Annotated in this window: 14 protein-coding genes and 1 tRNA gene; 9 read left to right on the top strand and 6 right to left on the bottom strand. The window is 45.6% G+C overall.

Annotated features, from left to right (window positions below):
- Positions 1–2: 2 nt before the first annotated feature.
- Positions 3–509, bottom strand: a complete 507-nt coding sequence (locus O8C68_04810; GenBank protein MCZ7395124.1) for a DUF367 family protein — start codon at positions 507–509, stop codon at positions 3–5.
- A gap of 67 nt (positions 510–576) precedes the next feature.
- On the opposite strand from O8C68_04810, the gene hdrC reads away from it, so the two are divergent.
- From hdrC to O8C68_04830, 4 genes are all read left to right on the top strand, one after another.
- Positions 577–1,020 carry a CoB--CoM heterodisulfide reductase subunit C gene (gene hdrC / locus O8C68_04815; GenBank protein ID MCZ7395125.1) on the top strand — a complete coding sequence of 148 codons (444 nt, stop codon included), beginning with the start codon at positions 577–579 and terminating at the stop codon, positions 1,018–1,020.
- A complete protein-coding gene (gene hdrB, locus O8C68_04820; GenBank protein MCZ7395126.1) occupies positions 1,017–1,922 on the top strand; it encodes a CoB--CoM heterodisulfide reductase subunit B in 906 nt (301 codons plus the stop codon). Before hdrC ends, hdrB begins: the two co-directional genes overlap by 4 nt.
- Positions 1,923–2,078: 156 nt before the next feature.
- Positions 2,079–3,047, top strand: coding sequence for a tRNA-dihydrouridine synthase family protein (locus tag O8C68_04825; GenBank protein MCZ7395127.1), 969 nt, complete (start codon positions 2,079–2,081; stop codon positions 3,045–3,047).
- Positions 3,048–3,073: 26 nt separating this feature from the next.
- Positions 3,074–4,783 carry an aldehyde ferredoxin oxidoreductase family protein gene (locus tag O8C68_04830; GenBank protein MCZ7395128.1) on the top strand — a complete coding sequence of 570 codons (1,710 nt, stop codon included), beginning with the start codon at positions 3,074–3,076 and terminating at the stop codon, positions 4,781–4,783.
- Between the two features lie 132 nt (positions 4,784–4,915).
- Here O8C68_04830 and O8C68_04835 read toward each other — a convergent pair whose 3' ends face one another.
- The 4 genes from O8C68_04835 to O8C68_04850 form a co-directional block, all read right to left on the bottom strand.
- Positions 4,916–5,281 (bottom strand): hypothetical protein, encoded by a 366-nt coding sequence (locus O8C68_04835; protein MCZ7395129.1) that lies wholly within the window; start codon positions 5,279–5,281, stop codon positions 4,916–4,918.
- Between the two features lie 152 nt (positions 5,282–5,433).
- Positions 5,434–6,240: a hypothetical protein gene (locus tag O8C68_04840; GenBank protein MCZ7395130.1), complete on the bottom strand. Its 807-nt coding sequence runs from the start codon at positions 6,238–6,240 to the stop codon at positions 5,434–5,436.
- A gap of 248 nt (positions 6,241–6,488) precedes the next feature.
- Positions 6,489–7,946 carry a phenylalanine--tRNA ligase subunit alpha gene (locus tag O8C68_04845; protein ID MCZ7395131.1) on the bottom strand — a complete coding sequence of 486 codons (1,458 nt, stop codon included), beginning with the start codon at positions 7,944–7,946 and terminating at the stop codon, positions 6,489–6,491.
- Positions 7,947–8,092: 146 nt separating this feature from the next.
- On the bottom strand, positions 8,093–8,536 hold the full coding sequence (locus tag O8C68_04850) for a 30S ribosomal protein S6e (GenBank protein ID MCZ7395132.1): 444 nt from the start codon (positions 8,534–8,536) through the stop codon (positions 8,093–8,095).
- Positions 8,537–8,717: 181 nt separating this feature from the next.
- Between O8C68_04850 and O8C68_04855 the strand changes: the two genes are divergently transcribed.
- The 4 genes from O8C68_04855 to gltA all read left to right on the top strand — a co-directional run bounded on the left by O8C68_04855 (position 8,718) and on the right by gltA (position 11,707).
- A tRNA-Glu gene (locus tag O8C68_04855) sits at positions 8,718–8,823 on the top strand.
- Positions 8,824–8,875: 52 nt separating this feature from the next.
- Positions 8,876–9,355: a pyridoxamine 5'-phosphate oxidase family protein gene (locus O8C68_04860; protein ID MCZ7395133.1), complete on the top strand. Its 480-nt coding sequence runs from the start codon at positions 8,876–8,878 to the stop codon at positions 9,353–9,355.
- 139 nt (positions 9,356–9,494) lie between these two features.
- Entirely contained in the window at positions 9,495–10,340 is an 846-nt protein-coding gene (locus tag O8C68_04865) for a sulfide/dihydroorotate dehydrogenase-like FAD/NAD-binding protein (GenBank protein MCZ7395134.1), read from the top strand.
- Positions 10,334–11,707, top strand: coding sequence for an NADPH-dependent glutamate synthase (gene gltA, locus O8C68_04870; GenBank protein MCZ7395135.1), 1,374 nt, complete (start codon positions 10,334–10,336; stop codon positions 11,705–11,707). The genes O8C68_04865 and gltA overlap by 7 nt, the downstream gene beginning before the upstream one ends.
- 72 nt (positions 11,708–11,779) lie before the next feature.
- On the opposite strand, the gene O8C68_04875 is transcribed toward gltA, so the two are convergent.
- Positions 11,780–12,259 (bottom strand): serine protease, encoded by a 480-nt coding sequence (locus tag O8C68_04875; GenBank protein MCZ7395136.1) that lies wholly within the window; start codon positions 12,257–12,259, stop codon positions 11,780–11,782.
- A gap of 247 nt (positions 12,260–12,506) precedes the next feature.
- On the opposite strand from O8C68_04875, the gene kdpA reads away from it, so the two are divergent.
- Positions 12,507–14,240: a potassium-transporting ATPase subunit KdpA gene (gene kdpA, locus O8C68_04880; GenBank protein ID MCZ7395137.1), complete on the top strand. Its 1,734-nt coding sequence runs from the start codon at positions 12,507–12,509 to the stop codon at positions 14,238–14,240.

Consider the following 14,240-nt stretch of genomic DNA (forward strand, 5'->3'; position numbering starts at 1 on the left):
TTTTATAATCCCAGATAATCTCCCTGTATCCTCACAACTTCGGTGCTGTCCTTTGCATTGGAGTACCTTTCCAGAGGCTCTTGGTTTAGTTCCAAAAATATCGGTCCCCACTTGAACTTGTTCAATATAAGCGCCGCCTGCTCTTTCTCCCCAAGTATGTAGAGCGCCGCAGCAAAAGCCTCAACCGTGCTCAGCTTGAAAGGCTTTCCGTAGTTCACAGCGTTGGCGGCAAGCAGGTACGGCAGGGCGCGGTGCCTGAGCCTGAGTTTCTGCAGTACCGGGAACACTCGCTCAACCTCCTCCCATGAGCAGTCAAGCACCACGATGCCCCTGCCTGCATCATCAGCAGGAGAAAGCGCCTGCTCGGAAAATGGGTCAAGGAATAGCGCTTCGCGGGGAAGGTCTTTTGGGGAATCATGCAGCGTTGCCAGATTGAACCTGGCAAGTTTTTTCCCTGTGCACTTTTTGGGGTCGCACTGGCGGGCATGGTAGAGGTGGAGGGGAATCATACACTTTAATTGATATTGCGGCTTTATTATTATATCCTTAAATACAAGTTTCCACATTATTCACTCAATGAAAAGCTCCGAGATACTCACCTGTTTCCAGTGCGGCACATGCACGGGAAGCTGCCCCTCAGGCAGGTACACAAGCCTGAACGTCAGGAGGATTATCAAAGATTCCCTACAGAAAGACATCTCAGATGAACTTGACCTCTGGATGTGCACCACCTGCTACAACTGCCAGGAAAGATGCCCGCGCGGAATAAAAATAACCGACGAGATACTCAAACTCCGAAGCGAAGCCGTGAAAAAAGGAAAAGTGCTCCCGGCGCACAGAGCTGTATGCAGATATCTTATCGAAACAGGGCATGCCATACCGATCGATGAAATGCACATATCCATCAGGAAACAAATAGGGCTTGCTGAGCCAGAAACTGTCCATAAGTATCCAAAAGCCCGGAAGGAAGTAAAAACTCTCCTCAAATCTACCGGATTCGATGAGCTGATAAAAAAATGAAGGAACTGTCTCTTTTTCTGGGATGCCTCATCCCTAACCGCTATCCTGGTATTGAAAAAGCCACAAGACTCGTTCTTGACAGGCTTGATATTAAATGGAGCGAACTGAAAGAGGCTTCATGCTGTCCCGCACCGGGAGTATTCCGTTCATTTGACAGAACAACCTGGCTTGCTATCGCATCAAGGAATCTTGCGCTTGCAGAGGATAAGAACACGGATTTGCTCACGATCTGCAACGGTTGTTTCAGCTCGCTGATGGATGCCAATAATACCCTGAAAAACGATAGTATTCTCAGGAATGAAGTGAACACGCACCTTAAAAAAATAGGCAGGGAATACCTCGGTACCATAGAGGTCAGGCACATAATAGAATTCCTCTACAGAGATATCGGCGCGAAGAATCTGGGCAAGTTTATAGAGAAACCTCTTGAGGTCAGGGCTGCTGTGCATTACGGATGCCATTTACTGAAACCCACAAAGGACAGAAAGCTTGGGACGGCACAATGCCCCGTGTTTTTTGATGAGCTTGTTGAGGCTACGGGTGCTGTGAGCGTGCCATACGAAGGCAAAACAAGCTGCTGCGGTGCTGGCGGAGGTGTGCGGTCTGCAATGCCTGAGACTTCCTTAAAGATGACAGAATACAAACTTGAACGGATGAAAAAAGCAGGCGTTGACTGTATAGTGAATGCCTGTCCCTTCTGCCATCTGCAATACGATGCAGGACAGGTAGAACTTGCGAAAGCCGGAAAAATCTATAGCCTGCCTGTGGTTCACTACAGCCAGTTGCTCGGGCTTGTATTTGGGTATACGCCAGAGGAGGTAGGACTGCGCCTGAATGCAATTATAAACCCTGATTTTGAAGAAAAAATAGCACAGATACAAAAAAGAAATAACAGGGATTAGTGGGCAGATGGGGGTTTGATGGTGGTGGTAAAAAAGTTTATTTTTCTGCCCACTATAATTCGTATATATGCGAACATAATATTTATAGTTTACGCATGTGCCTTTAAATATAAAGAAAAAAATTGTGCAAATCCTTCGTTGGCGGATTAAAAACGTATGAACATCGGAAAGTTGCGATTGGATGGGAATCTCATATTAGCCCCCATGTCTGATGTTACAAACCTGCCATTCAGGCTGCTTTGCAAAAAATACGGGGCATCGTTGGTTTATTCAGAGATGAAATGTTCTGAGGCAATTGTGCGGCAAAACCAAAAAAGCACAGCAAGATGTTTTATATGCAAGGATGAGAGACCCTCGGGAATACAGTTATTGGGTTCGGATCCGGTTATTCTGGTTAACTCAGCACTTATATTGCAAGAAATATTCAATCCCGATGTTTTTGACATGAACCTCGGATGCCCTGCACAGAGCGTTATTAAAAATGGGTTTGGGTCAGCGCTCCTGGAAAAACACGAATTAATCAGGGAAATCATAAAACAACTTCGTGATTCCTTGAATGTGCCGCTCACCGCGAAAATCAGGATACTGAACAGGTTTGAGGAAACCCTTAAAATCGCGAGGATTATTGAGAACGCTGGCGCAGATGCGATTACAGTTCATGGAAGGACGCAAAAGCAGGGGTATTCAGGAAAATCTAATCTTGAGGTCATTAAAGGTATCAAAAGTGAGCTGTCAATTCCAGTAATTGCAAACGGGGACATCGTTGATGAAAAAACTGCGAAGCATGTGCTTGAATATACGCAGTGTGACGGGCTAATGATAGGACGGGCTGCCATCGGCAACCCTTATATTTTCCGCAGACTCAAGCATTACATGGATCATGGAGAACTTTTATCGCAGCAGACGACTGAGGAGCGACTGGATGACTTTTTTGAATACGAGGCTACGTGCCGCAGGTATGGTTTGTTCTCGTTCAGGGATTTGAATGTAAAAGCTATGTGGTTCACCAAAGGCATGAAAAATATCAAGCCAACGCGCATGGAAATAAATCAAACAAAGGATATTGGGTCGTTACTGGAAATCATGCATGGATTGAAGGTTACCAATATTAACCATACCCTTTAATACAAAAAACCCTTATTCTAAATCCCATGCACGGCTGGACAGGTAAAACCGTAACCATTGATTTGACTGACAGCGAAATAAAGGATTCAAAGAGCAATTCCAATAATCTTCGTTCCTTTATCGGGGGAAGGGGGCTTGGAATAAAATTATATTACGATGCCATAGACCCGAATATCGGGCCGCTAACGCCTGACAATATTCTCATCTTCGCAACAGGTCCGCTTACGGGGACAGCAGCCCCGATGTCAGGCAGGCATGTCATGGTATCCAAATCCCCCCTTACAGGCACGATATTTGATTCAAGCAGTGGCGGGTTTTTCGGGAAAGAGCTAAAGTTCGCAGGAATCGATGCATTGGTAATAAAAGGCAAAGCTGAAGAACCAGTTTACATCGCTGTCAAAAACGATGAAATCGAAATACGAAGAGCAGATGAGTTATGGGGGGAAAACGTCAGGGCATGCACCCAGAAACTGTCATCAAGTGGGCGCGTGGCGTGCATAGGTCGCGCGGGCGAGAAGCTTGTTCCGATAGCCAATGTCATGAACGACTATTTCCATGCCTGCGGGCGGGGAGGGCTTGGCGCGGTCATGGGGTCAAAGAAGCTGAAAGCGGTTGTGGTAAAAGGAGAGAGGAAACCTGAGATTGCGGATGAGGAGGCATTTGGGAAAGCGCTCCTGGATGCGCTGAACCTCGCAAAAAATGACGCATCAAAAGGACTTTCAATGTACGGGACTTCAGCAATGGCAAACCTGATGAACTATATGAAGCTCCTGCCTGCACAGAACTTCAGGAAAAGCGGGTTTGCAGGTATGGATAAAGTCTCTGGTGAATTCATCAAGGAGCATTACGACATCAGAGGTCATGCCTGCTATAACTGCACCATCGCATGCAAGCACGTCATTAAAAGCGGCGCATTTGAGGGGCATGAAGTCCCGGAATATGAGACCTTGTGGGCGTACGGACCAGACAATAACAATGCGGATATGGATGCCATTATCAAGGTCAACCGCCTCTGCAATGACTACGGTTTAGACACAATCTCTTCAGGTTCTACAATTGCGGCTTATGCTGAAATAATTGGCGAAGACATAAAAGAATTGGCAGGGAATGTTGAGAAGATAGGCGAAAAGGAGGGAATTGGGGAAGAGCTCGGTAAGGGGTCAAAGGCTCTTTCAAAATTGCGAGGAAAAGATGCTGCGATGCAGGTCAAGGGGCTTGAGCTTCCTGGCTATGACCCGCGCGGCGCCTTCGGGATGGCGCTTGCCTATGCAACCTCGAACCGCGGGGGATGTCATCTGCGCGCCTACATGATTGCGCCTGAGATTCTGGGAAAGCCCATGAAGGTTGAGCCAAAGACATTTTCAGGAAAGGCAGAGCTTGTCAGCATATTCCAGAATGCGACGGCAGCCCTTGATTCGCTTGTGCTGTGCATTTTCTCTTCGTTTGCGATATCGGAAGTGGAGTTTGCGAACATGCTGAGCGCGGCGACAGGTATGGATTATTCGACTGAGGAGTTCCGCAAAGTCGGCGAGAGAATCTGGAACCTTGAGCGGCTGTTTAATATCGGGGCAGGATTCTCGCGAAAGGATGATACTCTGCCTGAGAGGTTCTTCGGGAGCGGCGGGATTAATAAGGCTGAGTTTGAGAAGGCGCTGGATGAGTATTATGCTCTCAGGGGATGGGATGAGAACGGGGTGCCGACGAGGGAGAAGCTGAAAGAATTGGGTCTTCTCTAAAAATCGCAAAGTCCACCGAAGGCGGATTTGGGTGAAGTGAGGCGCTACCGACCGAAACTGCGTGTTATATTAGTCGGAACATAGGAGACCGAGCCAAGTGCAAGGGATTTTGCGAAGAGTTGAATTGTGGGCTTAAATAAATTTTATATCAACGCCTTCATCATTGGAAGTATTAACCAATAATCTTTCTATCTTAATAGATCTCATTTTATATTCTTCAATAATTGATATTTCATCTAATGAGTCAATTATCGGCTTTAAGAAATTATCTAAATCGTTCTTGTCTTTCCCAACTCTTGATTTCTCTAGAAATAATTTAATTTCAATCCCAAACTCTGAATTTATTTTCTGATAATCTTTGAAAGATTCTTTTATGTCGTTCTTAAACTTCCAATAAGGGCTTCCTTCTTTAGTTGGGCCACCAAAAGTAACTGGCTTGGTAAATATTCTTGACATGATATTATTTAATTGGTTGATGTTTTGTTTTCTAGCCCACAATTCAATTGAATATAACGTTCACAGATTTACAATGTTTCGCCTATAATCCCATTCATACACGACTGCTGCCAGGTGCGAAGCGAACATAGCCGCTGTTATCCGAGTGCGGTACCATCGAAGCGAGCGACAACGAGCGGAGAGTTGTTGGTGTATTATTTCTTCCTCCTTGGAGGAGTTTGCGGTGGAAGTTGTGAGACAATTTGATTTTTTACATCTTGTAACCATAGAATTGAATTTTCATATTTCTGTTGGTCTTTCTGTTTCTTTGAAATCAGTTTTAGGCCAGTTAGATTTTTAATGCTCTCATCAATAGTAAGTAATATCACAGCGCCTGCTTCACTATGACCACCTAAAGGCAACAAAGCTAAACCATCAAGAAAAGTTCCATCTTTGAATGGGATTTTATGGCATCTCTTTATACGTATATTTTTTTCTAATCCGAATTCAATATTAAAAATACCAAAATTTCGTTCAATTGCTAATGGTGATATCATAATACCTATCCAATTTAAATCGTTTTCGTAATTATGAGCATCTATAATTGGCGGCCCATATATCGTAGTTGGTACAACTTCATTATGGAATAATCCATTATAAATTATATAATCACCATATGAAATGCAACCTTTTATCGGAAATTCCCATCTAATATACTTAAATAATAAATATGAACACGCATAAGTAATATCTCTAAAACTTTCTTCGGAATCATCATCAGTAGCGATAAATATAGTATCGGATGCAAGTATAAATTGAAGATTTTTTTTATATTTATTGTTAACTTCCACAAGTAGATTATAAAATCGTGTTATAAAGTCAATTATCCGATCTTCTTTCAAAGATAATTCTGAAAAACCCAATACATCAATTACTGCTACGTACCCTTGTTTCTTCATGATTGGATGACATTCAATACATTTCTCTGATTCATCCGATTTTATATCTTTACTGGGGCACATTATTTACTTCCTTCTCGTTTCCCACTGCACCAACCAATTTCGAACAACTTCTCCATATACGACATCCGTGTCATAAATCCTTCCATTTTGGTATTATGTCTCGCATTTATATCGTCTATGCCACCTTTTGCCTGAACTTCATTCATTTTTCTTTTACTCTGGATTTAATATAAAATCCAGTGGACTTTTTTATCCTACCTATATACTTACATTGAGCAATAAGGCAGAACAAGTATTAAAAAATCCATTTAAAGCACCGTACTCTTCCTCAGCCAGTCGATATCGCTCTGGTAAAGCTCCCGCAAATCCTTTAATCCAAGGCGCAGCATTGCCACCCTGCTCACGCCAAGCCCCCATGCCAGCACAGGATACTTGATTCCAAGCGGCAGCGTGACCTCTTTCCGAAACACCCCGGCGCCGCCAAGCTCAACCCACCTGCCCATGCTTTCGATATACACCTCAGGTTCCACGCTCGGCTCTGTATATGGGAAATACCCTGGCCTGAAGCGCACTTCATCAAAACCCATCCTGTGATAGAACTCGGTGAGACAGCCAAGAAGGTTCTTGAAACTCACGCCTTTATCCATCACCACGCCTTCAAGCTGTTCGAACTCAGGTGTATGTGTGGGGTCGATTGCTTCTCGCCTGTATGCTCTGTCTATGCAGAAGGCTTTAACAGGCGGCTCGGGATGGTCTGCGAGATATTTTATCGTGACTGCAGTGGTATGAGTCCTCAGCACTTGCTTTCGCGCCACATCCTCGCTCCACTCACCGCCCCAGCCCCTTGATATTCCGCCGCCTTTTTCATGCATTTCTTTTACAGGCGCTATGTATTCTTCCGGTATGTCGCATTCGGTAGCAAGGTGGAAAGTGTCCTGCATCTCCCGCGCAGGGTGGTCCTGCGGCTGGAAGAGGGCATCGAAATTCCAGAACGAGCTCTGTACTATATCGCCTTTAATCTCTGTGAAACCCATCTCGAGGAAGATTGAGCGCATCTCGTTGATGAGGCGCTGGTATGGATGGAGCTTTGCGCCGTACACTGGTTTTACGGGGGTGCGGATGTTGTACTGGCGAATCTTAGCGGTCTTCCATGCGCCGGTTGTAATAATGGTCGGAGTGAGCTGGGCTATTTCCTCTTCTATGATCAAGCCTGCGGCTGCCAGAGCTTTTCCTTTCTCTGTGATTGCTACGATGCGGGTTTTTTTCTCTGTTTTTCCCACCAGATTTCTTTTTATTAGCTCTCTGACTTCGTCTCCAATCTCCGAAGATGGAGCTTTTTTGAGTTTTGCAAGTATATTCTCATCGTCCCCCGTCTCTGCTGCACCTTCCGGAATGAGCATTTCCCCTTCTATCCTTGCCCAGTTTTTCCTGCGCAGCCATCCGAGGGCGATTCCTGCCATCTGGGGCGGGAATTTTTTCTTAAACTCGGAAATCGAGATAGTCGCCGTGATTGAGTTGATTACCTGGCGCTCAGGCAAACCTTTTTGTGCGTATTCTTCGCCTTCTTTTGTGAGAGTGAATATATCCGTCAGCGTCTCTTTAATCTCACAGAAACCTTTTTCTGCGAGAAGGAAAGCGGACTGCATTGCAGCTTCGATGCTCAGTCCAGATGTGGCTGCCAGTTCTTCAGGAGAAAAATTATCTTTTCTTACAAGTATCTGTAAAACTCGCTTCTCGTTATTTGTGAGGTCAATCGATAGCGCCATAACGCCATTACAATGTACAGCACAATATTTAATGATTTGCGCCTCAGCACCACAGCAGCTATTGTAATCCTAAATTGCAGCAGCTTAACGCCCTAAAAACACAGCGGCATTAAGGGCAAGAAATACTTGTTTACCGATCCCGTATCTTATTTTTTAGCCTTTGGTCTTTCTTTCTTACCCTCAGCTTTTGCTTCCTCGCCCTTCTCCTCTCTCTTGGGGAAGATTTCACCCAGAGGCTTCTGACCGTATTCAACAATAACGGTATTGATCTGGGCGATATCGGATGAAATTTCACGCCCACGCATGGATTTTCTTCTCTTGACACCATCAGCCTTTGGTCTGTAACCCACCCCGCCGGCAACCAATATTTTCCTTCTCACAGGTCCGGGCAGATCACTCCTCATGGCAAAACCATCTTTGTCTGTCCCGCCTGTTATCTTCAGGGTATACCCTGCCAGCCCTACCACATCTCCGCTCACCGTGTCGCCGATATTCTTGCCTATTAATTTGTTGACCGCTGCGCCTGTTACCACTGCCTGATAAGCCTGTGTACTCTTGCTGTCCGAAACCACTACTCTGAAATCTGCCATTCTTTACATTCTCCTTTATTAATAATAATTATCTATCTGTAAACCAGAACTCTTGACTTTACTTGCAGTTAATATACTTAAATATATTGTAAATCAACAGGAATTGAAACGGTCACGAATAAGTTGGAGAAAGTAGCTTACCAAACCATTAAATATGGTTGTGTGATATTAAGCCTACTGCGCTCCGATAGTGTAGCAGGCCAATCATTCTGGCCTTTCAAATTTTAAGCACAACAAAGCTAAAATAAAGACAGCCAGAGACTCGGGTTCAAATCCCGATCGGAGCATTTTGTAATCAGTACGAATCTTACTACCTTCACTTACATCTGCAGGGCGTTTATGGAAATAATAAAGATTCCTAAAATGGAGAAAAAGGAATACGATCGATTAATCGGGGAAGAATACATCGCTCGAGTTGTCTTTAAAGGCGAAAAATATCCATATATTGCGCCATTTTTATATGTTTTTGATGGAAATTTCATGTATTTTCTCCCGACAAAATACGGTAAAAAAATCAAATACTTCCAGCAAAACCCATATATTTCCGTAGAGGTGGAAAAATATAGCCGTGACCTTTCGAATTACGTCTTTGTAACCCTCACAGGGCGCCTTGTGGAAGTGAAGGATGCCATCAAGAAAAAAGCTATTCGGGAAAAGTTTGTTCGTACAATTAGGGACAAAAATCTTTCGAAAAATATCATGATCGCCCTCGGGTACTTACCTGAAGAACCGCTTGAAACCATCGTCAGCGAAGAGAGGACGCTTATATGGAAGCTCATTGACGTCAAAGACATCATAGGTTTTAAAAATGGAACTTGACAGGCATTTGTTAAACGCTATTTTGTTTGTTATCTTTCTGGAATGAATGGGAGCTTGAGCGGTTCTGAGAAAGGCGCTGCATGTTTCAAAGACAATATCTTTTTTATGTCACACTTCATTTAAGGGCCTGAGATATACTATGCCGTTTAAGATTTTAGAAAAAAAGGAGCTTGTCCCCACGATCCATTTAATGGAGATCAGCGCGCCGCATATAGCTAAAAAAGCAATGCCTGGACAATTTGCAATGCTCAGGATAGACGACAGAGGGGAAAGGATACCGCTGACCATCGCGGACTTTGACAGGGAAAAAGGTACAATCACGATGATTTTCCAGGTAGCCGGGAAGACAACGATGCAGCTATCATACCTTAAAGCAGGAGACCAACTCCTGGATTTTATCGGACCGCTCGGGAATCCTGCACACATCGAAAAAGTAGGAACCGTGGTACTGGTCGGGGGCGGCGTGGGCGTGGCTCCTGTTTACCCGCAGGCACGTGCTTTCAGGGAAGCAGGAAACAATGTGATCTCTATTATAGGGGCGCGCAGCTCTGATCTTCTGCTCTGGGAAGACAGGATGCGGGGGGTAAGCGATGAACTTCATATCACCACGGACGACGGGACAAAAGGGCACCATGGTTTCGTGACAGATATTGTGAAAAAGCTCCTTGAAAGCGGGACAAAGGTGGACAGGGTTGTTGCAATAGGCCCGCCTGTGATGATGAGGGCTGTTGCAGGCGTAACAAGGCCTTTTAATGTTAAAACCATAGTCAGCCTGAATTCCATCATGGTGGACGGCACAGGAATGTGCGGGGCGTGCAGGGTGCTTGTGGGCAACGAGACAAAGTTCGCCTGCGTCGACGGTCCTGAATTCGATGCCCACCTTGTAGATTTCACCCTGCTGATGAATCGTCTGTCCATGTACCAGCCCGAGGAAAAGGTCGCGCTTGAAAAGTACAAATGCGAGAGGGAGGGCTGCTCATGTTAGAACGCCAGAAGATGCAAAAACAGGACGCAAAAAACCGCATCACAAATTTTAACGAGGTCGCGCTGGGTCTTGAGAAACAGCAGGCAATCGAGGAGGCAAAGAGATGCCTTCAGTGCAAGAAGCCGAAGTGCATCACGGGCTGTCCTGTTGAAGTAAAGATACCGGATTTCCTGAAGTACATTTCAGAAGGGGATTTTGATAATGCGATAAAGGAAATAAAGACGAGCAACGCGCTTCCCGCCATCTGCGGACGGGTATGCCCTCAGGAGACGCAGTGCGAGGAATGCTGCATATTGAGCAAAAAAGGAGCATCGGTTTCGATAGGCTACCTTGAGCGCTTCGTTTCAGATTACGAACGCAGTAAAGGCGTGGAAGTTCCACCGCCCCCCCAGAATACGGGAAAGAAAATTGCTGTCGTAGGTTCGGGACCCGCCGGGCTTACAGCCGCCTCAGACCTTGCGAAAATGGGCCATTCTGTTACGATTTTTGAAGCGCTTCACGAAGCCGGGGGCGTTCTGACCTACGGCATTCCGGAATTCCGGCTTCCCAAGGAGGTCGTCCGCGCCGAGGTCGAGTATGTAGAGAAACTAGGCGTAACCATTCTTCTTGATTCTGTGATTGGCAAGCTTGAGACCGTGGATGGGCTACTTCACGAATTTGACGCAGTTTTCCTCGGAACGGGTGCAGGACTGCCTTCTTTCCTGGATATCGATGGTGAAAACTTAAACGGGGTTTATTCTGCGAATGAGTTTTTGACCCGTGTGAACCTCATGAAATCCTATAAATTCCCTGATTACGATACGCCCATCAAGAAAGGAAAACGTGTGGTTGTCGTCGGGGGAGGCAATGTAGCAATGGACTCGGCTAGGTGTGCCCTCCGCCTCGGCGCTCTGGAGGTTACGATTGTTTACAGGCGCGGGGAAGAGGAGATGCCGGCAAGAGCCGAGGAGATTGAGCATGCAAAAGAGGAGGGCATTATATTCCGGCTTCTCACGAACCCCGTGAGAATAATCGGCGATGGGAAGAACTGGGTCACCCATATCGAATGTATCAACATGTACCTGTGCGAGCCTGACGAGTCTGGCAGATGCAAGCCCATGCCTCTTGCGGGAACAGAGCATAAGATCGAAGCAGACGTGGTGATAATTGCTGTCGGAACATCCCCGAATCCGCTTGTGCCGCGCACAACCCAGGGACTTGATATCACAAAACACGGCACGATCATCGCAAAAGAGGATGGCGCCACTACCAAAAAAGGCGTATATGCCGGCGGCGATGCAGTTACTGGCTCAGCTACTGTAATAAGTGCTATGGGCGCAGGGAAAAAGGCTGCGCGGGCGATAGACTGGTATTTACGATTGAAATGATCTGCCAATCAAGAAAAATCGTGCTGCAGATTATCGGGGAATTTTAAAAGAGCTTTGCTTCTTTCATCTTCGTTATCCTCCCAGGCTGCGGAGAATATCAGATGAGATCGCAGTTCCCATGCAATTGCTCAGCATCACCGAGGAAATAAGCCCTATTACCTTCCCTGCTTGCAGGATAGGGGAACCGCTATCCCCGGGTTGCGGCATATCAAAGCAGGGGAAGCCCAGATAAAGCAATGAAGCTCCAGCACTAACCACCCTGCATGTGATAACATGCATATCATTGGCAAGCACAGCATCTTCCAATACAGCTGCGCTTCCAAATTCGGTGAATTCAACCATGCAGTCAGGAGGAAGCTCTATCAGGGCTAAATCAAAATCTTTCAAAATGCTCGTAACAACGACTCCCATTCCATCCACTTTCACATGGTCTCCTGCCCCATGAAATATATGGGAAGCTGCGACTATGTAAGGCAATCCTTTTAATGAGATAACAGCGCCGATAATACAGCGTTTTCCCTTATAGAAAAAAGAACCGCCTGATTTTATCATAAACTTTTCATCAATCCGCTGATTTCACTTAGACCTGTTTTATGGTATTTCTGGTATTTATGTTAATTATATAGCATGGTTTGTGCTGGGCACTACGTCAATTCTAAATGATTAATCGATATCGAGAGATTAATTTTATGTTATTTCCCTCACAAAGCTTATATATCACATATCCCTACGTTAGAGACTCAAAGTGACATAGTAGTACTAAGTTGGAGTTATTAAATTAACATTAAACGAGTGCATTATGACAGATATGGAAATCTTTTTTGATATCGGTGGGATGTTATTTTTCCTGATAGTGTTGACACTGCTTGTTAAGCCTGTAGGGACGTATATGACGAACGTATTCCAGGGCAAGCGGACTTTTTTAAGTCCCGTCCTGGCGCCTCTTGAGAATCTGATCTACAAAGCGGCAGGTGTAAAGCACGACGAAGAGATGGACTGGAAAGATTATGCAAAGGCAATGCTCTTATTTAACGGTCTTGGAATAATCGTTCTGTTCCTGATACTGCTGTTACAGGGCATGCTTCCTCTCAATCCCCAGGGGTTCCCGGGCTTTTCCCTTGATCTTGCACTCAATACAGCCGTCAGTTTTGTTACAAATACCAACTGGCAGGCATATAGCGGTGAGTCGGCAGCAAGTTACCTCACCCAGATGTCTGGCCTTGCAGTACAGAACTTTCTTTCGGCTGCTACAGGTTTGTGTATAGCGCTCGCCTTGATTCGCGGCTTTACCAGACATACATCCCAGACCATTGGAAATTTCTGGCAGGATATGACTAAAAGTGTATTATACATTCTCCTGCCCATTGCAATCATTGCAGCCCTGCTACTGGTCTCCCAGGGCGTTATTCAGAATTTTGATCCTTATGCAAATAGTACGCTTGTCCAATCCTTCCAAACACCGGACGGACAGAACATTAGCAATCAGATGCTCCCCATGGGACCGATTGCATCCCAGGAAGCGATAAAAGAACTGGGGACAAACGGCGGTGGTCCTTTCAATGCCAACTCCGCACATCCTTTTGAGAATCCTAATCCGTTAACCAATTTTTTGGAAATATTTCTTATCCTTCTTATCCCTTTTGCTCTTACTTACACATTCGGGCGCTTTGCAGGCAATACCAGACAGGGATGGGCTTTATATGCTGCGATAATGATACTGTTCATATTATTCCTTGGAGTGATGTACTGGTCTGAGTATAGTGGCAATCCGCTTGTGCAGCCCGGTGTCAACGGTTCGTATATGGAAGGCAAAGAGGTCAGGTTCGGGATCGGCGGCACGGTTCTCTTTGCCGTCAGTACAACAGCCACCTCCACCGGCGCTGTGAACGCAATGCATGACTCATTAACGCCCATAGGTGGAATGGTCCCGATGCTGCTTATACTGTTAAGTGAAGATATTCCCGGCGGGGTAGGGTCAGGGCTTTACACTATCCTTGCCTTTGCAATCATAGCGGTTTTCATTGCAGGTCTCATGATAGGCAGAACGCCGGAATATCTTGGCAAAAAAATAGAGGTCTTTGAGATGTGGACATCGGTGTTGATTGTCCTTACCTCGGGTATTCTTGTGCTAATTTTTGTTTCTGTTGCACTGGTAACATATGCGGGAGTTTCCTCGATTTTTAACCCAGGTCCCCACGGTTTAAGTGAAGTGCTCTATGCTTTTGCTTCTGTATCCAATAACAATGGCAGCGCATTTGCAGGACTTAATGCCAATACTCTTTTTTATAATCTGTCGACAGCCATTGCAATGCTTATCGGCAGGTTTGTTCCGGCTATAGCAGCACTTGCCATGGCAGGGTCTCTTGCAAGGAAAAAATATATCCCGCCGAGCATCGGCACGCTCCCGACACATCAGGTTTCATTCGTCTTATGGCTTGCCGCTGTTATTCTGATTGTCGGAGCCCTGACGTTCTTTCCTGCCCTGTCGCTGGGACCGATCGTGGAGCATATGATCATGCATGCAGGTCAATAA

It is taken from the genome of Candidatus Methanoperedens sp. (assembly GCA_027460525.1).
Taxonomy (GTDB): domain Archaea; phylum Halobacteriota; class Methanosarcinia; order Methanosarcinales; family Methanoperedenaceae; genus Methanoperedens.

What these genes read in the sequence shown, in the direction of transcription:
- O8C68_04875 (MCZ7395136.1), bottom strand. Translation starts at nt 12,259, where the DNA reads ATGATAAAATCAGGCGGTTCTTTTTTCTATAAGGGAAAACGCTGTATT.
- O8C68_04850 (MCZ7395132.1), bottom strand. Translation starts at nt 8,536, where the DNA reads ATGGCAGATTTCAGAGTAGTGGTTTCGGACAGCAAGAGTACACAGGCT.
- hdrB (MCZ7395126.1), top strand. Translation starts at nt 1,017, where the DNA reads ATGAAGGAACTGTCTCTTTTTCTGGGATGCCTCATCCCTAACCGCTAT.
- O8C68_04840 (MCZ7395130.1), bottom strand. Translation starts at nt 6,240, where the DNA reads ATGTGCCCCAGTAAAGATATAAAATCGGATGAATCAGAGAAATGTATT.
- O8C68_04845 (MCZ7395131.1), bottom strand. Translation starts at nt 7,946, where the DNA reads ATGGCGCTATCGATTGACCTCACAAATAACGAGAAGCGAGTTTTACAG.
- O8C68_04830 (MCZ7395128.1), top strand. Translation starts at nt 3,074, where the DNA reads ATGCACGGCTGGACAGGTAAAACCGTAACCATTGATTTGACTGACAGC.
- hdrC (MCZ7395125.1), top strand. Translation starts at nt 577, where the DNA reads ATGAAAAGCTCCGAGATACTCACCTGTTTCCAGTGCGGCACATGCACG.
- O8C68_04860 (MCZ7395133.1), top strand. Translation starts at nt 8,876, where the DNA reads ATGGAAATAATAAAGATTCCTAAAATGGAGAAAAAGGAATACGATCGA.
- kdpA (MCZ7395137.1), top strand. Translation starts at nt 12,507, where the DNA reads ATGACAGATATGGAAATCTTTTTTGATATCGGTGGGATGTTATTTTTC.
- O8C68_04825 (MCZ7395127.1), top strand. Translation starts at nt 2,079, where the DNA reads ATGAACATCGGAAAGTTGCGATTGGATGGGAATCTCATATTAGCCCCC.
- O8C68_04865 (MCZ7395134.1), top strand. Translation starts at nt 9,495, where the DNA reads ATGCCGTTTAAGATTTTAGAAAAAAAGGAGCTTGTCCCCACGATCCAT.
- O8C68_04810 (MCZ7395124.1), bottom strand. Translation starts at nt 509, where the DNA reads ATGATTCCCCTCCACCTCTACCATGCCCGCCAGTGCGACCCCAAAAAG.
- gltA (MCZ7395135.1), top strand. Translation starts at nt 10,334, where the DNA reads ATGTTAGAACGCCAGAAGATGCAAAAACAGGACGCAAAAAACCGCATC.